This window comes from Luteimonas granuli, from assembly GCF_007795095.1.
GTDB classification, from domain to species: Bacteria; Pseudomonadota; Gammaproteobacteria; order Xanthomonadales; family Xanthomonadaceae; genus Luteimonas; species Luteimonas granuli.
In genome coordinates this window covers 525993-549075 of record NZ_CP042218.1, presented here as the reverse complement: position 1 = coordinate 549075, position 23083 = coordinate 525993, and the positions used below count along the sequence as shown (strand labels likewise).

Annotated in this window: 18 protein-coding genes and 1 pseudogene; 12 read left to right on the top strand and 7 right to left on the bottom strand. The window is 70.1% G+C overall.

The window, feature by feature from the left end:
• Window positions 1-623: 623 nt before the first annotated feature.
• A complete protein-coding gene (locus FPZ22_RS02495) occupies window positions 624-3473 on the bottom strand; it encodes a TonB-dependent receptor plug domain-containing protein (protein WP_246120885.1) in 2850 nt (949 codons plus the stop codon).
• A gap of 215 nt (window positions 3474-3688) precedes the next feature.
• Between FPZ22_RS02495 and apbC the strand changes: the two genes are divergently transcribed.
• Entirely contained in the window at window positions 3689-4567 is an 879-nt protein-coding gene (gene apbC, locus FPZ22_RS02490; protein ID WP_144889942.1) for an iron-sulfur cluster carrier protein ApbC, read from the top strand.
• A 100-nt stretch (window positions 4568-4667) separates the two neighbouring features.
• On the top strand, window positions 4668-5255 hold the full coding sequence (gene dcd / locus FPZ22_RS02485; RefSeq protein WP_144889940.1) for a dCTP deaminase: 588 nt from the start codon (window positions 4668-4670) through the stop codon (window positions 5253-5255).
• A gap of 48 nt (window positions 5256-5303) precedes the next feature.
• Here the strand turns inward: dcd and FPZ22_RS02480 are convergent, their stop codons facing one another.
• Complete coding sequence (locus FPZ22_RS02480; RefSeq protein WP_144889938.1) at window positions 5304-5738, bottom strand: HIT family protein; 435 nt, start codon at window positions 5736-5738, stop codon at window positions 5304-5306.
• Between the two features lie 13 nt (window positions 5739-5751).
• Window positions 5752-6459, bottom strand: coding sequence for a dienelactone hydrolase family protein (locus FPZ22_RS02475; protein ID WP_144889936.1), 708 nt, complete (start codon window positions 6457-6459; stop codon window positions 5752-5754).
• Between the two features lie 162 nt (window positions 6460-6621).
• Here FPZ22_RS02475 and rimO point away from each other — a divergent pair.
• Window positions 6622-7998, top strand: a pseudogene (gene rimO, locus FPZ22_RS02470) (30S ribosomal protein S12 methylthiotransferase RimO); the annotation flags it as partial.
• Here rimO and greB read toward each other — a convergent pair.
• Together greB and FPZ22_RS02460 are read right to left on the bottom strand one after the other, a co-directional pair.
• Window positions 7983-8489: a transcription elongation factor GreB gene (gene greB / locus FPZ22_RS02465; protein WP_144889932.1), complete on the bottom strand. Its 507-nt coding sequence runs from the start codon at window positions 8487-8489 to the stop codon at window positions 7983-7985. The pseudogene rimO and the gene greB sit on opposite strands and share 16 nt — an antisense overlap.
• A 12-nt stretch (window positions 8490-8501) precedes the next feature.
• Window positions 8502-10028 carry a helicase HerA-like domain-containing protein gene (locus tag FPZ22_RS02460; protein WP_144889930.1) on the bottom strand — a complete coding sequence of 509 codons (1527 nt, stop codon included), beginning with the start codon at window positions 10026-10028 and terminating at the stop codon, window positions 8502-8504.
• 140 nt (window positions 10029-10168) lie between these two features.
• On the opposite strand from FPZ22_RS02460, the gene FPZ22_RS02455 reads away from it, so the two are divergent.
• From FPZ22_RS02455 to FPZ22_RS02440, 4 genes are read left to right on the top strand one after another with little or no spacing between them, the layout of a single operon-like run.
• Complete coding sequence (locus FPZ22_RS02455) at window positions 10169-11674, top strand: transglycosylase SLT domain-containing protein (protein WP_144889928.1); 1506 nt, start codon at window positions 10169-10171, stop codon at window positions 11672-11674.
• Window positions 11675-11714: 40 nt separating this feature from the next.
• Window positions 11715-13322, top strand: a complete 1608-nt coding sequence (locus FPZ22_RS02450) for a protein adenylyltransferase SelO (RefSeq protein WP_144889926.1) — start codon at window positions 11715-11717, stop codon at window positions 13320-13322.
• 38 nt (window positions 13323-13360) lie between these two features.
• The gene (locus FPZ22_RS02445) at window positions 13361-15397 is read left to right on the top strand and encodes an ATP-binding cassette domain-containing protein (protein ID WP_425463011.1); all 2037 of its coding nucleotides are present in this window, start codon (window positions 13361-13363) and stop codon (window positions 15395-15397) included.
• The gene (locus FPZ22_RS02440) at window positions 15388-16485 is read left to right on the top strand and encodes a diguanylate cyclase (RefSeq protein WP_144889924.1); all 1098 of its coding nucleotides are present in this window, start codon (window positions 15388-15390) and stop codon (window positions 16483-16485) included. The genes FPZ22_RS02445 and FPZ22_RS02440 overlap by 10 nt, the downstream gene beginning before the upstream one ends.
• 21 nt (window positions 16486-16506) lie before the next feature.
• Here the strand turns inward: FPZ22_RS02440 and FPZ22_RS02435 are convergent, their stop codons facing one another.
• A complete protein-coding gene (locus FPZ22_RS02435; RefSeq protein WP_144889922.1) occupies window positions 16507-18351 on the bottom strand; it encodes a M14 family metallopeptidase in 1845 nt (614 codons plus the stop codon).
• A 135-nt stretch (window positions 18352-18486) separates the two neighbouring features.
• On the opposite strand from FPZ22_RS02435, the gene FPZ22_RS02430 reads away from it, so the two are divergent.
• Together FPZ22_RS02430 and FPZ22_RS02425 are read left to right on the top strand one after the other, a co-directional pair.
• A complete protein-coding gene (locus FPZ22_RS02430; RefSeq protein WP_144889920.1) occupies window positions 18487-20127 on the top strand; it encodes a POT-type proton-dependent oligopeptide transporter in 1641 nt (546 codons plus the stop codon).
• 11 nt (window positions 20128-20138) lie between these two features.
• Window positions 20139-20741 (top strand): rhomboid family intramembrane serine protease, encoded by a 603-nt coding sequence (locus FPZ22_RS02425; protein WP_210412695.1) that lies wholly within the window; start codon window positions 20139-20141, stop codon window positions 20739-20741.
• Between the two features lie 2 nt (window positions 20742-20743).
• Here the strand turns inward: FPZ22_RS02425 and FPZ22_RS02420 are convergent, their stop codons facing one another.
• Window positions 20744-20926, bottom strand: a complete 183-nt coding sequence (locus FPZ22_RS02420; RefSeq protein ID WP_144889919.1) for a hypothetical protein — start codon at window positions 20924-20926, stop codon at window positions 20744-20746.
• A gap of 219 nt (window positions 20927-21145) precedes the next feature.
• Here FPZ22_RS02420 and FPZ22_RS02415 point away from each other — a divergent pair, with 219 nt between their 5' ends.
• The 3 genes from FPZ22_RS02415 to FPZ22_RS02405 all read left to right on the top strand — a co-directional run bounded on the left by FPZ22_RS02415 (window position 21146) and on the right by FPZ22_RS02405 (window position 23000).
• Window positions 21146-21925 carry a hypothetical protein gene (locus FPZ22_RS02415; RefSeq protein ID WP_144889917.1) on the top strand — a complete coding sequence of 260 codons (780 nt, stop codon included), beginning with the start codon at window positions 21146-21148 and terminating at the stop codon, window positions 21923-21925.
• 12 nt (window positions 21926-21937) lie between these two features.
• On the top strand, window positions 21938-22216 hold the full coding sequence (locus tag FPZ22_RS02410) for a GNAT family N-acetyltransferase (protein WP_144889915.1): 279 nt from the start codon (window positions 21938-21940) through the stop codon (window positions 22214-22216).
• Between the two features lie 70 nt (window positions 22217-22286).
• Window positions 22287-23000, top strand: a complete 714-nt coding sequence (locus FPZ22_RS02405; protein ID WP_144889914.1) for a pseudouridine synthase — start codon at window positions 22287-22289, stop codon at window positions 22998-23000.
• Window positions 23001-23083 lie beyond the last annotated feature (83 nt).

Sequence of the window (23083 nt, the reverse complement as noted above, 5' to 3'; positions counted from 1 at the left end):
GCAGGCAGAGTTATACACAAAACGGAGGCTCTTCCACCGATCGGGGCGGCGGGCGGCCGGCCCCGCGAGCAGACGCGGATGGACCGCGGGACATCGCGCAAACTCCGGGGGTGACGGCGTGCAGTTGGCGCGTTGTCGCGCTTCTGGCGCACTGTCGCCTTGAAGTCGCTTCGTTGGGGTCCGCGCAGCCCGTCCCGCGCACAGGGGGTGTGCTCCCCCGGCCGTCTCCGCGTCCTGCTCCCATCGGCCGGCCGCCGGCCATCCATGGCCGGCTGTCCGCACACCCCCTGTACGCGGGACGGGCTCCGGCGTCCTGCGGCTTCGGGAGGGAAGATCAAGAGCAAGAGCGGTCGCGAGCAGGGCAGCTCCGATCAAAGGTCGTGCCCGCCGCGGATGCAGGGGGGATGCCCAGAGCCGGCCGTGGATGGCCGGCGGCCGGATCTGGGAGCAGGACGCGGAGAATCCGGCTGGGCATCCCCCCCTGTGTCCGCGGCGGGCGGCCCGGACTTCACCGGAGCGCCCCTGGCGGCCGACCCGGACTCGAACGGAGCGTCCCCGCGATCGGGAAGAACCAAAAAAAGACCCCGCCTTGCGGCGGGGTCCTGGTCTCGCATCGGCGGGTCCTACTTGCCGAAGCTGTACTTCATTTCCATGTAGACCGCGCGCCCGTACGGGTTGTAGTAGTAGTTGTTGTACGGCGTCGAGCTGGTGCCCGGGTAGTCGGCCGACTGGTCGTCCGGCATCTCGTTGCTCAGGTTGTTGACCATGAGCGAGAGCTGCAGGTTGTCCGTGGCCCGGTAGTTCACGCTGGCGTTGTAGGTGGTGTAGGCGTCCCACTTGCCCGCGCGCGCGCCGGAGCTGTGCACGTAGTCGTACGAACCGCCCGCGTACGCGAGGTAGTTCGGAGTCTCGCCGATGCGGTTGGCGTACAGCGTGGTCGTCCAGCGATCCTTGCTCCACGCCACCGACGCGTCGGTGCGCGTCTTCGCGTAGGCGTCGTAGATCCACATGTAGTACGGGTCGCGCAGCAGGTCGATCTCGGCGTCCTCGGGGGTCGGCCTGATCGTGTGCTCCAGGTTGTTGGTGTAGTTGGCCGCAAAGGCCAGGCTGCCCCAGGCACCCACGTCCACCATGTAGTTCAGGCTGGCGGTCACGGCTTCCAGCTTCTGCTTGGCGACGTTCACCTTCGGCGTGTACAGGCTCTGCAGTTCGCCGTTGGGCCCACGCCCCACCCAGGCCAGGGCGTTGTCGCAGGACGTCACCTGGTTGCCCGCGGCCCCGGTCCGGCACAGGTACTCCGTGCGGAGCAGCTGGTCACCGGAAAGCTGGTCGACCTCGTTCTCGATGTCCCAGCTGTAGTAGTCCACCGCCAGCGAGAAGTTCGAGGTGGGCGCCCAGACGACGCCGGCGTTCCAGACGTCGGCCTCGATCGACTCCAGGTCGGGGTTGCCCGACTGCTGGCCGAAGTACTGTGCATTCTCGTAGGCGCAGCCTTCCACGTTCGCCGGGTCGTAACCGTCCAGCGAGCAGCGATAGTAGTCGGGGAGACGCCCGTAGTAGCCACTCAGGCCCTGGAAGGTGTCCGACAGCGTCGGCGCGCGGAATGCGGTGCCGTACTTGCCGCGGAGCAGCAGGCTTTCAACCGGGCGGTACTCGACGCCGAGGCTGTAGGTCGGCTTGTCGACCGTCTGGCCCGCGATGTCGAACGCGTCGTAACGGCCCGACAGCGTCACCGTCAGCGGATCGAGCAGGGGCAGGCGCAGCTCGCTGGTCACCGCGTAGCGGCTGCGGTGGCCGCCGCCGCTGACCGAGGTCGTGCCCCAGACCTGGGATTCGAGCGTGTCGGGGTCTTCGATCAGGCGCGGGTCCGGGTTGTATTCCCAGCCTTCGTTGCCGGCCTCGGCCACGATCGCGAACCCCGCGTCGCCGCCCGGCAGACCGAACAGCGACGCGTTGGTGAACTGCGCGCGCAGCATGTTGTTCCAGGTCCGCGACTCGGTCGTGGTGTACCCGGTGAAGCCGGCGAAGTCCTGCGGCGCGATCGGGCTGTAGAAGTTCGCGTAGTCCGGGCGGAACACGGGGTAGAAGTTGTAGTCGGGGTCCACCCCGAGCTGCGGCCCCAGCACGTTCTCGCGGAAATAGGCGTCGATCGGATCGGCCCAGCGCGCCCAGCCGCGCTCGGTCAGCTTGTACTCGGTGCGCATCGCGCCGATGTCGTAGTCCCAGGCGCTGTCACCGAGGATGCCCTGCATGCCGAATGCAAGCGAGTAGGCCTTGTTGCGGTCGGTGTTCAGGATGTCCTTGTAACCCTGGCCGCCGATGTCCTCGGGTGCGAAGGCGCGCTGCAGATTGACCAGACGGCCGAGGTCGGGGTCGTAGAACGCGCCGTACTTCGCACCGGTGCCCCACCAGGTGTAGCTGGAGCCGGTGGCGTACTCGGTCTCCTCGTAGTTGAGCATCAGCTCGCCGTAGAGGCTCGTCGTGCCGTTGAGGTCGAAGGTGGCGTACGAGTAGCCCTGCACGCTGTCCTTGCCGTTGCGGATGGTGCGCTGCCCCGGCGAGACGAACGAGCCGCAGTACTGGCCATAGCCCGGACGGTTCTGCAGCCCGGTGGTGCCTCCGAACTGGCCCACGGTGTTGGCGCAGTTGTTCGGGTCCATGAAGTGGTACGTGCCGGCGATCGCGTCGCTGACGAGGAAGTCGCGGCTGGCGAAGGGGGTGCTGTAGCCGTTGGTGTTGTACTGGCTGGTCAGGTCGCGCTGGTGGCCCCAGATCGGCTTGCGGGACTCGGCCTGCACGCCGGCGAGGACGGTCAGGCGATCATCGGCGGAGGTGAAGCTGTCGGCCAGGGTGAAGCGCACGCTGGAGCCGCCGCCCTCGCTGAAGGCGCCGCCGCGCACCGACATCTCGGCCCCGTCCAGGCGCTTCTTCAGGATGATGTTGACCACGCCGGCGATCGCGTCCGAGCCGTACAGGGAGGACTGCCCGCCGGGCAGGATCTCGATGCGCTCGACCATCGCGACCGGGATGCCGCTGATGTTGTTGAAGGTGTCCGATCCGTTGTACAGGGCCGGATAGTTGGCCATCGGGCGGCCGTTGATCAGGTACTTGGTATAGCCCGGATCGAGGCTGAAGAGCCCCGCGGCCTCGGCGCCCTGGGTGAACGAGGCCGAGGTCTGCCCGCCCTGCAGGCCACCGGTGGTGAACGAGGACTGCTGGAGGACGTCGGCGACGCTCTCGAAGCCGCGCATCTGGATGTCCTCGGCGCTGATGACGGTCACCGGGGTGAAGGTCTCGACCTGGGTCTGGGGGATGAGCGAGCCCGTGACGGTGACGTGATCGAGGGTGGTGGCACCCGGTTGCGTCCCCTCGGCGTCCTGCGCCAGGGCGGCGCCGCCCGACATCATCAGTGCCCCGGCGAGGGCGAGGCTCAAAGAGCTGGGTTTGAAGCCGTTGCGAAGTTGTTCAGTCATTCTGCCAAAGCCTTCGATATTCAAGTGGTTGATTTCATGGAAGTAATTCTTTCCTTGGCCGGTCGGGGACGTCCGTGTGAACACCGGGTCAAGGGACCGTAACACGCAGTTAACCCAATTTGTATACTGGCGAGTACATGAATAGGAGATTCGCGTTTCCTGCGCGCGTTGTCGCAAGCTAGGGCCTGATCGATCCACAGCTGGAGACCCCGGTGTTGTCCACAAGCAGCTCGTCCGGAACCTGCGCACGCGTGCCGGCACACGCGGTCCAGGGCACCCTCAGGCCCCTTCCCAGGGTCCGCAACATCATCGCCGTGGGCTCGGGCAAGGGCGGGGTGGGCAAGTCCACCACCACGGTGAATCTGGCGCTTGCGCTCGCCGCCGGCGGCGCCCGCGTCGGCATCCTCGACGCCGACGTCTACGGCCCCAGCATCCCGACGATGCTGGGCCTGTCGGGACGTCCCGAGAGTCCCGACAACAAGTCGATCCTGCCGATGCGCGCGCATGGCATCGAGGCCATGTCCATCGGCCTGCTGGTGGAGCAGGACACCCCGATGATCTGGCGTGGTCCGATGGCCACGTCCGCGCTGACCCAGTTGCTCAACGACACCCTGTGGGGCGGGGACGAAGGCCTGGACTATCTGGTCGTGGACCTGCCGCCGGGCACCGGCGACATCCAGCTGACGCTGGCGCAGAAGATCCCGGTCGCCGGTGCGGTCATCGTCACCACGCCCCAGGACGTGGCGACGCTGGACGCGCGCAAGGGTCTGAAGATGTTCGAGAAGGTCGACGTCGCGGTGCTGGGCCTGGTCGAGAACATGGCCGTGCACGTCTGCACGCAGTGCGGACATGCGGAGCACGTCTTCGGTGAAGGCGGCGGTGCGCGCATGGCGGAGCAGTACGGTGTGCCGTTGCTGGGGTCGCTACCGCTGGAGCGTCGCATCCGCGAGCAGGGCGACGCGGGTGTCCCAGTGGTGCTGGCGGCGCCGGATTCGCCTGCCGCCGCCGCTTACCGCCAGCTCGCCGCCAACCTGGCCGCGGAGCTGGCGAAGCGGCCGCGCGCCCCGGCCGGCATTTCCGCCTCGCTCCTGTAGCGCGTCGGCGGGCCCGGGATGCCGGGCCCGCCGCCTTTCCCTACAATCGCCCTCCTGCCCCGGCCATGCAGTCGCCGCGGCGCTGCATTCCTGGAGCCGCATGAGCATCAAGTCAGACCGCTGGATCCGGCGCATGGTCGCCGAGCAGGGCATGATCGAGCCTTTCGAGCCCGGTCAGGTCAAATTCGCCGACAAGGGCGGCGCGGGCGCCGAGCGCATCGTCAGCTACGGCACCTCGAGCTATGGCTACGACGTGCGCTGTTCGCGCGAGTTCAAGGTCTTCACCAACATCAACTCGACCATCGTCGATCCCAAGCACTTCGATCCGAAGAGCTTCGTCGACGTCGAGTCGGACGTGTGCATCATCCCGCCCAACTCGTTCGCGCTGGCACGCACGGTGGAGTACTTCCGCATCCCGCGCGACACGCTGGTGGTGTGCCTCGGCAAGAGCACCTACGCGCGCTGCGGGATCATCGTCAACGTCACGCCGCTGGAGCCCGAATGGGAGGGGCACGTGACCCTGGAGTTCAGCAACACCACGCCGCTGCCCGCGCGCATCTACGCCAACGAGGGCGTGGCACAGATGCTGTTCTTCCAGTCCGACGCCGACGACGTCTGCGAGACCTCGTACAGGGACCGCGGCGGAAAGTACCAGGGCCAGACCGGCGTCACGCTGCCGCGCACCTGAGCGCTGCACCCGCGGACGGCCCCGGCGCCGCCCCCGGATCGCGGGGATTCAGGAGAGGAGCGCCGACTGCAGCTCGCGCACGCGTTCGACCAGGGCCTCGGGCGCGTAGGGGCGCGAGGCGACGCGGCCCCAGACCGGCGCCGGCCACGCGGGGTCGTGCTCGAAGCGGGCGATCACGTGCACGTGCAACTGCGGTACGAGGTTGCCCAGCGCGGCCACGTTGAGCTTGTGCGGCTGGAACACGTCGAGCAGCAGCCGCTCGCAGCGCGCGATCTCCTCGCCCAAGGTCACCCGCTGCGCCGCGTCCAGGTCGAGGAGTTCACGCGCGCCGGGCACCCGCGGCACCAGCACCAGCCAGGGATAGTTGCAGTCGTCCATCAGCTGCAGGTCGCACAGCGCGAACGCGGCCAGGGGATGGCTGTCGGCGGCCAGCTGGGGATGCAGGGCGTAGGGTTCGGGCTGCGGACGCCTGGGCCTGGCCATGCCGGTCTCCGGGTCAGGTGCGGGCGGCGGGCGCGAGCGACCGCTGCAGGAAATCGAGGGTGCGGCGGTGCGCCTGGCGCGCGCTGGCCTCGTCGTGGTGGCGCGGATCGACGTCGCGGTTGAAGCCGTGGCCGGCGTCGTAGACGTGGACTTCCGCCTCCGGCTTCGCCCGGCGGTGGGCCTCGATGTCGGCTTCGGGGATGCTGTGGTCGCGGCCGCCGAAGTGGAACAGCATCGGCGCGCGCAGCGGCTCGTCGAGGAAGGGCACGGTGCGCGCGCCGTAGTAGCTCACCGCCGGCAGGCCGAGGCGGGTATTGGCCAGATAGGCGACGGTCCCGCCCCAGCAGAAACCGACGACGCCGACCGCAGCGTCGCGGTCGGGCGCCTCCTCGGCCAGCAGCGTGCGCAGCTGTGCCGCCGCTGCCTCGACGATGGCCACGGCGCGGTCGAAGCCCAGGGACGCGGCCAGCGCGCGACCGCCCTCGAAGCCGGCTTCGTCGTAGGCCAGTTCCGTGTCGCGTTCGACGGGGTCGAAGAGGGCCGGGGCCAGCGCCAGCAGGCCGTCGCGTGCATAGCGGTCGGTGACCGCGCGCATGTGGGCATTGACGCCGAAGATCTCCTGCACCACCACCAGCCCGCCGCGGGGCGCCGCTTCCGGGCGCGCCAGCCAGCCGCCGATTTCGCCGATGCCGGGAACTTCCAGCCTTGTCCGCGTACCCATCGCCTGCCTCCGGGCTGTCCGCCGGCCGCAGCCGACCCTCCGGAGCGATTCTAGCCCGCCGGTATAATCGCGGCGCGAAGACCCGCAGAACCCTCCGCCGACGCGCGGACCCCACGCCGAGCCGCCGCCAGCGCATGACCGACACCGCATCTTCCAACGCGCCCCGCGTGGCGCCTCGTCAGCCTCGGATGTCCCAAGGCACTCGTGGACTCCGAGCGCATCCTCACCCAGCTCCGGGTCGAGGGCTACGCGCTGTCGCCGAGCTACGACGACGCCGACGTGGTGGTGGTCAACACCTGCGGCTTCATCGATTCCGCCGTGGCCGAGTCGCTGGACGCCATCGGCGAGGCCATGGCCGAGAACGGCAAGGTGATCGTCACCGGTTGCCTGGGCAAGCGCGCCGACGTGATCCGCGAGGCCCACCCGGGGGTGCTGTCGATCAGCGGCCCGCAGGACTACGCCAGCGTGATGGACGCCGTGCACGCGGCGCTGCCGCCACGCCACGACCCCTTCGTCGACCTCATGCCGGCGCCGCGCCTGTCCGCGGAGGACTACGCCTCCGGCATCAAGCTGACGCCGAAGCACTACGCCTATCTGAAGATCTCCGAGGGCTGCAACCACCGCTGCAGCTTCTGCATCATCCCCTCGATGCGCGGCGACCTGGTGTCGCGACCGGTGGACGAGGTGCTCCGCGAGGCCGAGCGCCTGGTGCACGGCGGCGTGCGCGAGCTGCTGGTGGTGTCGCAGGACACGTCGGCCTACGGCGTCGACCTGCGCTACGCCGAACGCAGCTGGCGGGGCCGCCAGTACGCCACGCGCATGAAGGCGCTGTGCGAAGGCCTGTCGGAACTCGATGCCTGGGTGCGCCTGCACTATGTCTATCCCTACCCGCACGTGGACGACATCATCGAGCTGATGGTCCAGCGCCGGGCGGATGGCCAGCCGCGGCTGCTGCCCTACCTCGACATCCCGTTCCAGCACGCCAGTCCGCGCATCCTGAAGCTGATGAAGCGCCCGGGCGCCGTCGAGCGCACGCTCGAGCGCGTGCAGTCCTGGCGCGCGGCCTGCCCGGAGCTGACCGTGCGCTCGACCTTCATCGTGGGCTTCCCCGGGGAGACCGACGCCGAGTTCGAGGCGCTGCTCGATTTCCTGGACGAGGCGCAGCTCGACCGCGTCGGCGCCTTCGCCTATTCACCGGTGGAGGGCGCGGCGGCGAACGCGCTGCCCGACCCGGTGCCGGAAGAAGTGAAGGAGGAGCGCCTGGCCCGCTTCATGGAACGCCAGGCGGAGATCTCCGCGCAGCGCCTGGACGCCAAGATCGGCAGCGTGCAGCGGTGCATCGTCGACACGATCGACGGCGAGCTGGCGATCGCGCGCTCGATGGCCGACGCGCCCGAGATCGACGGCCTGGTGCAGGTCCAGGACGGCCGCGAGGCGGGCCTGGTTCCGGGGGAGTTCGTCGATGTCCGCATCATGGGCAGCGACGAGCACGACCTCTACGGCGAAGTCGAGTACAACGCGCTTCAGTCTGGGGAATAGTCCACCGCGACCAGCGCGAACCGCCGCCGTCCGCCCGGAAGCTCCACGTCGACCTCGGCGTCCGCCCGCTTCCCCAGCAGGGCCCGCGCCAGCGGCGAATCGATGCTGATCCAGCCCAGGGCGGCGTCGGTCTCGTCAGGGCCGACGATGCGGTAGGTGGCGCATTCGCCGCTGTCCGCGTCCTCGAGCTCGACCCGCGCGCCGAAATAGACGGCGTCCGGGTCGCTGGGGCGGGTGTCGACCACGCGCAGCTCCTGCAGCCGCTTCGACAGGTAGCGCACGCGCCGGTCGATCTCGCCGAGCTGCTTCTTGCGATAGGTGTATTCCGCGTTTTCGGAGCGATCGCCTTCGGCCGCGGCGGCGGCCAGCGCACGCACGACCTCGGGCCGGCGCACGCGCCATAGTCCGTCGAGCTCCGACTTGAGGCGGGCATGGCCCTCCGGCGTGACCAGGGCCGTGGACTTTTCCGGAGGTGGACGCCAGCGTGACATCGGGGCCGCGGCTCACTTCCTGCCGGTGATGCCGCCGAAGATTCCGCGCAGGATCTGCCGGCCGATCTGGTTGCCCACGGTGCGCGCGGTCTGCTTGGCCATGGCCTCGACCATGCCCTGCCGGCGCTTCGTGCCGAACACCGCGTCCCTGACCGCCTGCGCGAAGCCTCCGCCGGAGGTCTCCGCGTCCTGCTTCGCCGTGACGGCCGCCGGTGCGTCCGCCTGCCTGGCGAGCCCTTCGGCCTTCTTCGCCAGGATCTCGAACGCCGACTCGCGGTCGACGGTGGTGTCGTACTTCGCGCCCACCGGGCTGCCGGCGCGCACGCGCGCGCGCTCGGCGCCGGTGATCGCGCCCATCCGGCAGCGCGGCGGCGCGACGAGGGTCCGCTCCACCGGCATCGGCGCGCCCTTGCCCTGCAGCGTGGACACCAGCGCCTCGCCGGTGCCGAGCTGGCCGATGGCGCTGGCGACATCGAGGCCGGGGTTGGCGACGAAGGTTTCGGCCGCGGTGCGCACCGCCTTCTGGTCACGCGGGGTGTAGGCGCGCAGCGCGTGCTGCACGCGGTTTCCGAGCTGGCCGAGCACGTTGTCCGGCACGTCGTCCGGGAACTGCGAGCAGAAGTACACGCCCACGCCCTTGGAGCGGATGAGGCGCACGACCTGCTCGATCCGCTGCCGCAGCGCCGGCGGGGCGTCGTCGAACAGCAGGTGGGCCTCGTCGAACACGAACACCAGCTTCGGCCTGTCGAGGTCGCCGACCTCGGGAAGGGTCTCGAACAGCTCCGACAGCAGCCACAGCAGGAAGCTGGAGTACAGCCGCGGCTTCAGGATCAGCTGGTCCGCGGCCATGATGCCGATCACGCCGCGGCCGTCGGGCGTCGTCCGCATCAGGTCCGGGAGTTCCAGCGCCGGTTCGCCGAAGAAGGATCCGCCGCCTTCCTGCTCCAGGCGCAGCAGCGCACGCTGGATGGCACCGATCGACGGCGCGCCGACCAGTCCGTACCGGGTCGACACGGCCTTGCGCTCCTCGGCCACGAGGTTCAGCAGTGCGCGCAGGTCGGCCAGGTCGAGCAGCAGCAGGCCTCGGTCGTCGGCGAGCCTGAACACGATGTCGAGCACCCCCGACTGGGTGTCGTTGAGTTCGAGCATGCGCGAGAGCAGGGTGGGTCCGATCTCGCTGATGGTGGTGCGCACCGGATGGCCGAGCCGGCCGTAGATGTCCCAGAACACCACGGGGCTGGCTTCGGGACCGTAGCCATCGATGCCGATCGTGGCCACGCGCTCGCGCAGCCTGTCGCCGATCTCTCCCGGCACGGCGAGGCCGGCGACGTCGCCCTTAACGTCGGCCATGAACACCGGCACGCCGATGCGCGAAAAGCCCTCGGCCAGCGTCATCAGCGTCACCGTCTTGCCCGTGCCGGTGGCGCCGGCGACCAGGCCGTGACGGTTGCCGAACTCCGGCCGCAGGAAGACCAGGCCCCCGGTTGCGGCCAGGGAATCCGGGTGGGTGACGGCCTTGCCGACGAGGATCGGGTCCATGATGGCTCCTGTGCGCGCTCACCGGATTCTAGCGGGAGGATCCTGCGCGATGGCGCACCTCCGTTCCGTGCCCGCAGTCCTTGTCGCTGGACGTCGTCGGCCGCTACCCTGCGACCTCGCCTTGCAGTACCGGTCGTGAAATGCCCCTACGTTCCATCGCAGCGTTCCGCGTGGCCCTGGCCGCGGCCATTGCCCTGTCCATCCTCCCCGCCGCCGATGCCGCCGCCCAGTCCAGGCGCGACCGCGCCGCCGCCGCCGGCCTGGGCGAGCGCATGGCCGCCGCCGAGACCCGCTATCGCGAAGCCCTGGTGGGCGCCGCCAACGCCGATCCGGCGGCCAGGGCCGAAGGCGATGCCGCGCTCGAGGACATGGAGGACGTGATGCTGGAGTGCGAGCGGCAGCGAGGCTGCGCGCTTTCCTCGCTGCTGCCGGCATGGAAGCGGCTGTTGAAGGAGCAGGCCGACGATGCCGTCGGCGACACGGATGACGACCTCGGCGCGGAGTCCGTCGTCGAGGGCGGCCTGCCCACCGGCAACGTCCCCGAAGCCGCGAGCGCCGCGGCCCTGCTCAGCGAGGACGGCCAGCGCTTCGTGCGCATGGTGCAGTTCAACCCGGCGGTGCAGGAGGGCATCCGCCGCTGGCTGACCGACATGCGGGTGGCCCTCGTCACCAGCCACGAGAACTACCAGTACATGCGCCACCTGATGGCGCCGGCGTTCGAGAAGCGCGGCCTGCCGGAAGCGCTGCTGTTCGGAATCATGGCCAAGGAGTCCAACGGCCGCGTGCATGCCGGCTCGCGTGCCGGTGCCGTGGGGCCGCTGCAGTTCATGCCGGCCACCGGCACGCGCTTCGGCCTCGGGCCCGACGGCAGCGGTTTCGACACCCGATACGATCCGGCGCTGTCGGCCGATGCCGCGGCGATGTACCTCAGCGAGCGCTTCGCCGAGTTCGGCGACGAGGTGGAGAAGTGGCTGGCCGCGTACAACGGCGGCGAAGGCCGCGCCAGGCGCATCCACGCGGCCAACGGCGGCCGCCAGTTCTGGGACGCCGACGTCTATTCGCAGTTTCCCGCCGAGACCCGCGACTACGTGCCGATGGTGATCGCCGCGGCCTGGCTGTACCTGCATCCGAAGGAGTACGGCCTGAGTTTCCCGAAGGTCGACGTCCGTCCGACGCACTTCGTGCTCACGCGTCCGGCGTCGATCTACGAACTCACCGTCTGCATGGGCGACAGCGGCAGCCGCCACGGCTACATGCGCCAGTTGCGCAACCTCAACCCGCGCTTCGAGGCCGACCAGGTGATCCCGGCCGGCGCCGTGCTCCAGGGCACCACGCGCATGGCCGCGCTGTACTCGCGCTGGTGCGCGCAGGGGCGGCGCGCGGAGCTGGCGCGGCAACTGGTGGGCAGCCGCGCCGAAACCGCGCTCGTCCGCACCGGCCCGGTCACGCCGGTCCGGACCGCGGCCCCCGGTGCCGCAGCGTCCGCGGCGCGCGAGCATCGGGTGGCGCGCGGAGACACCCTGGCCGCGGTCGCGCGCAGGTACGGCTGCCGGGTGCGCGAGCTGGCGCAGGCCAACCGCCTGAAGGCGCCGCAGTACGCGATCCGGGTCGGCCAGCGCCTGCGCCTGGAAGGCTGCCACGGCTGAGGCGACCGCGGCGTCCCGCGCCGCCTGCCACACTGTGCGCATGCGTCTTCGCTTCGACAACGCCTTCCTGCGCGAACTCCCGGGCGATCCGGTGGCGGGACCGGGACTGCGCCAGGTGCAGGGAGCCGCCTGGTCGCGGGTGATGCCGACGCCCGTGGCGGCGCCGCGCCTGGTCGTGCATTCGGCCGAGGTGGCCGAGCGCCTCGGCTTCGACGCCGACGCGGTCGCCGATCCCGTCTTCGCGGCGGTCTTCGGGGGCAACCGGCTCCTGCCGGGCATGGATCCCTGGGCGGCGAACTACGGCGGCCACCAGTTCGGCCACTGGGCCGGCCAGTTGGGGGACGGCCGGGCGATCAGCCTCGGCGAAGCGCTCGCCGCCGACGGCAGCCGACACGAGCTGCAGCTCAAGGGGGCGGGCAGGACGCCGTACTCGCGCGGCGCCGATGGCCGCGCGGTGCTGCGCTCGTCGATCCGCGAATTCCTGTGCAGCGAAGCCATGCACCACCTCGGCGTGCCGACCACGCGCGCGCTGTCGCTGGTGGCCACCGGCGAAGTGGTGGTACGCGACATGTTCTACGACGGCCACCCGCGGCCGGAACCGGGCGCGATCGTGTGCCGGGTGGCGCCGTCGTTCATCCGCTTCGGCAGCTTCGAACTGCCGGCATCGCGCGGGGACCTGGACCTGCTCCGTGCGCTGGCGGAATTCTGCATCTGGCGCGATTTTCCCTGGCTGCTGGGCGAGCGGGCAATGCAGCCCCTTGCGGCGTTGCGGGGGGCGGCGGCCTTCGACGAGGCGCTGTTCGCCGCCTGGTTCCACGAGGTCTGCACGCGCACCGCCGTCCTCGTCGGCCACTGGATGCGGGTCGGCTTCGTCCATGGCGTACTCAATACCGACAACATGTCGATCCTCGGTTTGAGCATCGACTACGGCCCGTACGGCTGGATCGACGACTACGACCCGGACTGGACGCCCAACACCACGGACGCCCAGGGGCGCCGCTACCGCTTCGGCTGGCAGCCGCGGATCGCGCACTGGAACCTGGGCCGGCTGGCGCAGGCGCTGTCGCCGCTGTTCTCCGGCGCCGAGCCGCTGCAGGCCGGGCTCGACGCCTACGCCGCGACCTGGGCCGAGTGCGAGCGCGACAACGCCTGCGCCAAGCTGGGGTTCGCGGACTGTGGTGACGACGACCTGGCGCTGATGCGCGAGCTGCAGGCGCTGATGCAGCGCGCCGGCGCGGACATGACCGGCTTCTTCCGCGCGCTGGCCGATGTCGACGTGGACGCGGAAGCTCCCTCGCTCGACCCGCTGCGCGCGGCCTTCTACGACCCCGCGAGGCTCGCCGCCAATGCCCCCGCGCTCGAAGCCTGGCTGGCCCGCTATGCCGCCCGCTGCCGCGCCGACGACCTCCCGCGCGAGGCGCGGGTGGCGCACATGCACGCCGCCAACCCGCGCTACGTGCCCCGCAATTATCTGGCGCAGCAGGCCATCGAGCGCGCGGAATCCGGCGACGAAACCGGTGTCGCCGAACTCCTCGAGGTGTTCCGCGACCCCTACGGCGAGCAGCCCGGCCGCGAAGCGTACGCGGCCCTGCGCCCCGACTGGGCGCTCGACCGCGCCGGCTGCTCGATGCTCTCCTGCAGCTCCTGAACGCGGGGCGCGGCGCCGCGCACCGGTAGAATGCGCGTATGCCCCTGCTCACCCTGAATGCCGTCGACTACAGCGTCGGCGGCCCGCTGCTGCTCGACGGCGTCGATTTCGCGATCGAATCCGGCGAGCGCATCGCCCTGATCGGCCGCAACGGCGCCGGCAAATCCACCCTGCTGCGCCTGCTTTCCGGCGAGCTCAGGCCCGACGACGGCGAGATCCGCCGCGAGGGCGGGGTGCGCATCGCGCGCCTGGAGCAGGAAGTCCCGGCCGATGCCCGCGGCAGCGTCTTCGACGTGGTCGCCGGTGGCCTGGGTGGGCTGGGCGCGGCGCTCGCGGCCTACCATCATCTGATCCACCAGGACGACGTCGATACCGATGCCCTGGCGCGCGTGCAGGGCGAGATCGAGGCCGGCGGCGGCTGGGCCATCGACCAGCGCGTGACCGAGGTGCTGGCGCGCCTTGAACTGGAGGGTGACGCCGATTTCGCGCGCCTGTCCGGCGGCATGAAGCGCCGTGTGTTGCTGGCGCGCGCCCTTGCCGGCACGCCCGACCTCCTGCTGCTCGACGAGCCCACCAACCACCTCGACATCGCCGCCATCGACTGGCTGGAGGGCTTTCTCAAGGCCTGGCAGGGCGCGCTGGTGTTCATCACCCACGACCGCCGTTTCCTGCGCGCGCTGGCGACGCGGATCGTGGAGATCGATCGCGGCCAGCTCACCAGTTGGCCCGGCGACTGGGACAACTACCTGCGCCGCCGCGAGGAACGGCTCAACGCCGAGGCGCAGGAGAACGCACGCTTCGACAGGCTGCTGGCGCAGGAAGAAGCCTGGATCCGCCAGGGCATCAAGGCCCGGCGCACCCGCGACGAGGGCCGCGTGCGCCGGCTGAAGGCGATGCGCGTCGAGCGCGGACAGCGCCGCGAACTGGCCGGCAACGTGCGCATGGAGACCGCCCAGGCCGGCGCCTCCGGGAAGAAGGTGGTCGAGGCCAGGGACGTGTCCTTCGGATACGGCGGCCGCGCGCTGGTGCGGGACTTCTCCACCACCATCCTTCGCGGCGACCGCATCGGGCTGATCGGGCCGAACGGCAGCGGCAAGACCACCCTGCTCAAGCTGCTGCTGGGCCAGCTGCAGCCGCAGTCGGGCGAGATCCGGGTGGGCACCCAGCTCCAGGTCGCCTACTTCGACCAGTACCGCGCCACCCTGCGCGAGGACTGGAACGCGCTGGAGAACGTAGCCGAAGGCCTGGAGTTCGTCGATGTCGGTGGCAAGCGCAAGCATGTCATCGGCTACCTGCAGGACTTCCTGTTCACGCCCGAGCGGGCGCGGGCACCGATCACCCGCCTGTCCGGCGGCGAACGCAACCGCCTGCTGCTGGCCAAGCTGTTCGCGCAGCCGTCGAACCTGCTGGTGATGGACGAACCCACCAACGATCTCGATGTCGAAACGCTGGAACTGCTGGAGGAGCTGCTCGGCGACTATCCGGGAACCCTGCTCCTCGTCAGCCACGACCGCGACTTCCTCGACAACGTGGTGACCTCGACCCTGGTGATGGAAGGCGACGGCCGGGTGGGCGAGTACGTGGGCGGCTACAGCGACTGGATCCGCCAGGCGCAGCCGGATCCCGGGCAGCGGCCCGCACCGGAGACATCGCGTCCGCGTCCGCTGGATGATCCGCGGCCCGCGGACGTCGCGTCGGGAGCGGCCCCGCGGCGGAAGCTCTCCTACAGGGACGCACGCGAACTCGAGCAGCTGCCAGCGCGCATCGAGGCCCTGGGAAGCGCGGCTCGCGGAGATGACCGCCCTGCTGTCCGATCCTGCCTTCTTCCGGGCGGATGCGTCGGCGATCACCGCGCACAACGCCGGGATGGCCGGAGTCCAGGCCGAACTCGACGCCGCCTACGCGCGCTGGGAGGCGCTGGAGTCCACCTCGGACTGACCTTTCGCGGCGCCCAGCTGACCTTTCACGGCATCGGCAAGGCGCGCAAGCGTGACGCAGTGCCGGATTGCGAACACTGCTTCGGCGATGGGCTTGCCGCTGGTTTCAGGCGGCTTACCCTTCCGGCATGCAGCTGACCGACCCCGACGCCATCCACGGGCGTGACCTTCGTTTTGCCTCGCGCATGCACCGGATGCGGACGCTGGGCGGCGCGCTGTCCGCCGTTCTGGTGGGCTCGACGCTCGCAGGCCAGCAGGCGCCGGCGTGGCTCTGGGGCGCCTGGGCCCTCAACGGTTTCGCCTGGCCACACCTCGCGTGGTGGCTGTCGCGGCGCGCGCCCGACGCGAGGCTGTCCGAATACCGCAACCTCGCCATCGACTCGGCCGCGGCCGGCTTCTGGATCGCGGCCATGGGCTTCAGCCTTGTGCCCGGTGCGGTACTGCTGTCGATGGTCAGCATGGACAAGATCGCGGTGGACGGCTGGCGCTTCCTCGCGCGCACAGCGCCGGCGATGGTGCTGAGCTGCGCCGTCGGCTGGGTGCTGCTGGGCTTCCCGCTCCGCCTGCAGAGCAGCCTCCAGGAGATCCTGGCCACGCTGCCCTTCCTCCTGGTCTATCCGCTCGCCCTGGCCACGGTCACCTTCGAGCTGGGGCGCAGCGTGGCGCGCAAGAACCGCCAGTTGCAGCGCCTGAACCGCATCGACGTGCTGACCGGCCTGCGCAACCGGCGCGGCTGGAACGAGGCCATGGCCGCGGAACTGGCACGGCACGCGCGCACGCGGCGGCCGGCGGTGCTGATGCTGGTCGACGTCGACCGGCTCAAGGAGGTCAATGACACCCATGGACACCTCGCCGGCGACGAAGTGTTGCGCAGCGTCGCAGGCGTGCTGCAGGCATACACCCGCGACATCGATACTCCGGCGCGCTACGGCGGCGACGAATTCGGAGTGCTGCTGGCCGAGACCAATCTGAACGGCGGGCTGCGGGTGGCCGAGCGCATACGCACGGCGTTCCTCGCCGAGCGACCCGCCGAGGCGGCGAAACAGCGCTGCACGCTGAGCATCGGGCTGGCCGAGGCCGACCTTTCCGTGGTCACGGCCGACGAGTGGCTCCGGCGCGCCGACGCGGCCATGTACCGGGCAAAAGAAGACGGGAACCGGGTGGAGGTCGCGTGCACCACGGTTTCCGCTCCCGTGGGGACGGCCCACGCCAGGACGGGCCCGTAGGCGCAGCGCCAGCCGCGAACCTCAGCGCGGAGCCGTTTGCGTCCGGAACACCGGATACAGGCCGTAGCGTTCATCCCAGCTCGGGTGACGGCGGTAGAACCAGTCCAGGCGCGCGCGGGGGCTGGCCGCGAACTCCGCGTCCTCCGCCAGGCGGCGCTCGAAGGCCGCCCGGACCCCGGGGTCCTCGAGCATCTCGCGTGCGACCGCCTCGGCCACGTAGGCCTCCATGTATTCCTTGCGCTCGAAGGCGTTGTTGAAGAGCCCCCACTGCAGCAGGGAATCGGGTGCCTGCGGTTCGAGCAGGGCCATGACCAGCCGCGCCTTCGGCTGCGCGATCGGCACGAACAGGGAGCCGGAGGTCACGACCTGCCGCTCCTGGCGCCATGCGCCTTCCACCGCGAGGCGCTGGCGGCCTTCGACCGGCTGCGCGGCGAAGTCGATCCCGTCGGCGCGGAAGGCCTCGACGTCGGTGGGCGTGGGGTCGTCCGGTCCGCATTGCCCGGAGGGATGCACGTCAGTGCAGCCAAGGCGTTCGTAGCGGATGCCGTGCACGTCGAGCTTTCCCGCGACGGAGTCAGAGAACGCCGCGGGGACGATGTAGCCGCCGCGCGGCGCGGTGGCCAGGACGCGGGGAACGATCTCGTCGCGCAGCGGCATCTTCCAGATCTGCGGGGTGGATTCGTCGTAGCGCGTGGCCAGGGCGCCGGAGACGTCCGAGTGCGTGCGCGTCCAGGCGTAGCCGCGGAAGTCGACGATGCGCACCTGGTCGGAGGCCTTCCAGTCCAGCGGCACGTCCTGGCCGCCCAGTCCGGACGAGCGCGCATCCGCGGCGGCCGCGGTCCGCAGCCAGTCGCGGCCGTGGCGCGCGGTCTGCTCCAGCATGCCGACCACGAGGTTGCGGGTGATGCGCACGCGCACCGGGTATTCCTTCCAGGAGTGGGTCTCGACCAGGACGCCGAAGCGGTTGCGCAGCGTGAAGTAACCGTGCGAGAAGCGCGGCGGCGAGACGCCGTCGACGATGCCGGAGGCCGGATCGTCATGGGTCTCGAAGGAGGGATAGAAGGGCAGGGGCAGGGAGCCTTGCCGGGCGAGGTCGGTGAGCAGGGCGTCGCGCAGGGCCAGTCCCGCACGGCCCAGCCCGGGATCACCCGAGTGCAGCGGTTCAAGCTGCACCGAAATGTCGTGCTCGAACTGTGCGCCGTTGGTGGCATGCAGGTCGACGTAGGCGATCGGGTCCCATGCCTCCACCAGGGCCAGCATCGCCCGCATCTCCGGCGCGTCGGCCTTCATGTAGTCGCGGTTGAGGTTGTGGTTCCGGGCGGTGGTGCGCCAGCCCATCTCCTCGGGGCCGCGCTGGTTGGGCCGGTTCCAGGCCCCGAAGCGCTCGTGTCCGTCGGCGTTGAACACCGGCACGAAGACCAGCACCAGCCGCTCCAGCGCTCCCGGCGCGGCCTTGCCGTCCAGCGCCTGACGCAGTGCCAGGAAGCCTGCGTCCTTGCCATCGACCTCGCCCGCGTGGATGCCGCCCTGGACCAGCAGCACCGGCACCCCTGCCGCACGTGCCGCCTCCGGCGTGAGCGCGCCGCTGCGAGAGGCCACCAGTGCCTTCATCGGCCGGCCCTCGGGCGTGGTGCCGAAGTCGATGCAGCGCACCGTCCCGGGATGGGCGGCGGCGAAGGCATCGCACAGCGCCACCACTTCCCCGTAGCGTCCGGTGCGCAGGAAGCCGGAGCGTTCGGCCACGGTGGACAGCGGAGCGACTTGGGCCGCGGCGGCGCGGGCGCCGGCATCCCGGGCGAAGGCCGGTGACGACGGGGCGGCCATCAGCAGGGCCAGGGGCAGGGCGGCAAGGGCGGTGCGGGGCATGCGGACGATCCGGGCGGGCACGGGCACGCATGATGCACCGCCCATGTCTTTCGACCAAGGCACCGGGTGCGGGGATGCGCTAGCCTCCGGAGTTTCGACCGCCGAACGATCCCCATTCCGCATGAGCACGACCGCATGAGCCACGCCAACGTTGCCGCCGACGCCGGCAGGATGCCGCGCCAGATCCCCTACATCATCGGCAACGAGGCCTGCGAACGCTTCAGCTTCTACGGCATGAGGAACATCCTCATCCCGTTCCTGATCAGTTCGATGCTGCTGGCCTACCTTCCGGCCGGTCCCGAGCGCGAAGGCGCAGCGAAGGACATCTTCCATACCTTCGTCATTGGCGTGTACTTCTTCCCGCTGCTCGGCGGCTGGCTGTCGGACCGCTACTTCGGCAAGTACAACACCGTCCTCTGGTTCTCGCTCATCTACTGCGCGGGCCACGCCTGCCTGGCGCTGTTCGAGGACAGCCGCACCGGCTTCTACACCGGCCTGTTCCTGATCGCGCTGGGCTCGGGCGGCATCAAGCCGCTGGTGGTCTCGTTCTGCGGCGACCAGTTCGACCAGAGCAACAAGTCGAAAGCGAAGGTGGTCTTCGACGCCTTCTACTGGATCATCAACTTCGGTTCGTTCTTCGCCTCGCTGCTGGCACCGCTGCTGCTGCGCAGCTACGGGCCCGCGGTGGCCTTCGGCGTGCCGGGCGTGCTGATGTTCATCGCCACCTTCGTGTTCTGGCTGGGACGCAGGCAGTACGTCAACGTGCCGCCGTCCGGCGACGATCCCCACTCCTTCCTCAACGTGGTGCGCACCGCGCTGCGGGAGCGCCGCCCGGGGCACGGCAACGCCGGCGCGATGGTGGCCCGGGCCGGTATCGCGATCGCGGTGCTGATGCTGGCGCTGTGGGCGTTGAAGGCGGTGGGCGTGCCGCTGGCCTGGTGGCCGGATTCCTTCGGCTTCGTCATCACCGCCTGCCTGGCGCTGGGCGTGCTGATCGCCGCCGGCGGCTGGGGCGCCTCGCTGCAGATCGACCGCGCCCGCGGCCACCATCCCGATGCCGCCGTCGACGGCGTGCGCGCGGTGCTGCGCATCCTGATCGTGTTCGCCCTGGTGACGCCGTTCTGGTCGCTGTTCGACCAGAAGGCCTCGACCTGGATCATCCAGGGCAACGCCATGGTCATCCCCCACGACCAGTGGTGGTGGCCGAGCTGGCTGGTGAAGGAAGCCGCGCAGATGCAGGCGCTGAACCCGCTGCTGGTGATGCTGCTGATCCCGTTCAACAACCTGGTGTTGTACCCGGCGCTGCGCCGCATGGGCTTCGCCGTCACCGCGCTGCGCCGCATGGGCTGGGGCATCGCGATCTCCGGTGTTTCGTGGATCGCCGCCGGCATGCTCCAGCTGTGGCTCGACGGCGGCAGCGAGGTCTCGCTGGCCTGGCAGAGCCTGCCCTACCTGCTGCTGACCTTCGGCGAGGTGCTCGTCTCGGCCACGGCCCTGGAGTTCGCCTACAGCCAGGCGCCGCACGCCATGAAGGGCGTCATCATGGCCTTCTGGTACCTCACCAGCACCTTCGGCAGCCTTTGGGTGCTGCTGACCAACGCCGGCGTGCGCAACGATGCGGTGACCTCGGCCATCGCGTCCACCGGCATGAGCCAGAACGCCTTCCTGATGTTCTTCTTCGCGGGCTTCGCCTTCGTCGCGGCGCTGGCGTTCGCGGCCTATGCACGGGTCTATCCGATGCAGGACAACTACCGGCTCGCCGGGCAGGCCGCGTGATGGAGGGCGGCGTGGCGACCCTGGCGATCCTCGCGGTGACGGTGCTGGTGTCCTGGCGCGCCTTCGGCGACCGGCGCCTGCTCGACCGGCTGCTGCTGTGGCCGCCGGCGATCGACCGCCAACGGCAGTACGAGCGCCTGCTCACCCACGGTTTCGTGCATGCGGACTGGCAGCACCTGCTGTTCAACATGATCACGCTGTACTTCTTCGGGCGCCACGTCGAACGGATGTTCGTGCCCTACATCGGCGCGCTGGGCTTCGTGCTGTTCTACCTGTCGGCGATCCTGGTCGCGATCCTGCCGACCTGGCTGCGGCATCGGAACGATCCTGGCTACCGCAGCCTGGGTGCCTCGGGCGCGGTGTCGGCGGTGCTGTTCGCCTTCATCCTGGTGCAGCCCTGGGCGCTCATCTTCGTGTTCTTCATCCCGGTGCCCGCGATCGTGTACGCCGTGCTCTACATCGGCTATTCGATCTGGATGGACCGCCGCGGCGGCGACAGCGTCAACCACAGCGCCCATCTCTGGGGAGCGGGCTACGGCGTGCTGTTCACGGTGATCATGGAGCCGCGCGTGGTCGGGACCTTCGCCGCGCGCCTGCTGTCGCCGATGTCCTGACGTCAGGAAGCGGATGTCCCGCCGCCGCCATCCCGGCGGTCGCAGTTGTAGGTCTCGAGCAGGCGCGAGTAGACCAGGGAGTCGAGCTGGTCGAACTCGACGTTGTCGACGTCGCCGGCGCGGGCGAGGTCGAAAAGCCGGGTGACGGCTTCCTGCTGGGCGCGTGCGTCGATCATGGGTGGCATGGTGGATCTCCTCACGTGCTTGCGTGCCGGTGCACGCGACGCGCTGCACCATGCATCAAGCGTGCCAATCGCCCGGAACCCCGTCGGCGGGGCACGCAGGTGACGCGTCTGGTCCATCACCGTCGCCCGCCGGCGGGCAGTGACCCGGGCCGGCGCCGCTCACCGGGCGTGGATACGTGGCGTGATACCCATGCGGGCAGTCCATCCGAGGAGACAGCAATGGCCTTTACCCGCGCCCAGGCGACCGGACTGCTCAACAAGACCGAGATGCGTCTGTTCGACGACAGTCGGGCCAACGCCCTGCGCAGGCTGGACCGCACGGCGCTGATGGCCCGCATCACGCGCAGCCGGGCGGCGCGGGACCGCGCCCGGGACCTGTTGAAGCGCCAGCGCATCGCCGCACGCAAGGGTGGCCCGGCCGGCCGCGATGGCGTCGCGGACCGGACCGCGCGCAAGGAGCGGCTGCTGGTCGAGATACTGGAACGTTTCGTGGACGCACGCAGGCGTGCCCCGGCGGAGGCGGCCAGGGCCACGATGCCCGCGGCGAAGAAGGCCTCCGGGGCGACGGCCAAGAAGGTCTCCGGGCCAACGGTGAAGAAGGCCTCGACGCCGAAGAAGGCCGCGACCATGAAATCGCCGGCGAGGAAGACGGCGGCGCGGACCGCGGCCGGATCCGCCGTCCCGGCGAAGAAAGCGGCCCGCCGGGAGACCCGCCGGGCTGGAAAGGCCATGGGCACCGTGACTCCCGAGGGTGCCCTCGAGAGCACGCGCCGGCTGCTGGAGGCGAAGCAGGAGCGCGATCGCTCGCCGCGACCCTGGCACTCGCTCGGCCACGCCGCGGACCCTGTCCCGGAGCCGGGCTACCAGTCACCGCAGGCCGCCAGCAAGGCGCAGGAGCTGCACGCCGGCGAATCCAGGATGACCCCGATCCATGGCAGCATCTCCACCCACGACCGCCACAACCAGGGCAAGCGGGACAGCCGCGGCGACAATGACTGAGGAGCCTCGCAGATGGGCGCGCTGGACATCATCCACCACGGCATCCCCGGCAGGTTCGTGACCGAGGTCGAGGGCCATTTCGCCTATCTCGACTACGAGATGGCCGAGGGCACGATGCACATCACCCATACCCGCGTGCCCGAGGCGATCGGAGGCCGCGGGATCGCGGGCAAGCTGGTCGAGGCCGCCTTCCACCACGCCCGCACCGAGGGCTGGAAGGTCCGCCCACTGTGCGGGTACGCCGAGGCCTGGGTGGGCCGCCACCCCGAGTACGCCGACCTGCTGGGCTGAGCCGGGCGCGCGCCGGCGCGCGCGATCTGCCAGACTTGCGCCCCGTTTTTCGAGGGTCGTGACGCCGCCCATGCGCCTGAACAAGCTCATCAGCGAGACCGGCGCCTGCTCGCGCCGCGAGGCCGACCGTCTCGTCGGCGAGGGCAGGGTGACGGTCAACGGCGTGCGCGCCCGGGTCGGAGCCGAGGTCGGCGAGGGCGACGAGGTCCTGCTCGACGGCCAGCCGCTGCGGCCGCGCGCCACAGCGCCCGGCAAGCGCAGGCATGTGTACATCGCGCTGTACAAACCGGTGGGGATCACCAGCACCACCGAATCCGCGGTGGCCGGGAACATCGTCGACTTCGTCGGCCACCAGCAGCGGATCTTCCCGATCGGCCGCCTGGACAAGGACTCGGAAGGCCTGATCCTCCTGACCAGCAACGGGGACATCGTCAACGCCGTGCTGCGCGCCGAGAACAGGCTGGAAAAGGAATACCTGGTGGCGGTGAACAACCCGGTCACCGACGATTTCCTCCGCGGCATGGCCCGCGGCGTGCCGGTGCACGGGCAGATGACGCTGCCGTGCCGGACCGGGAAGCTCGGTCGCTTCGGCTTCCGGATCACCCTGGTGCAGGGGCTCAACCGGCAGGTCCGGCTGATGGCGGCCCATTTCGGCTACCGGGTGAAGCGGCTGGTGCGGGTGCGCATCGGGCCGGTGCGGCTCGGCCACCTCAAGCCGGGCCGCTGGCGCAACCTCACGGACGCCGAGCTGGCCGCGCTGCTGCCGGGGCGGGAAGCCTGGTGATCGGGGGCCCGCCGGCTCCCTGGCGGCGACGAACGGCATCCGCCATTCACACTTGCAATCGAAAGTGCGGTATGGTGCGCCCA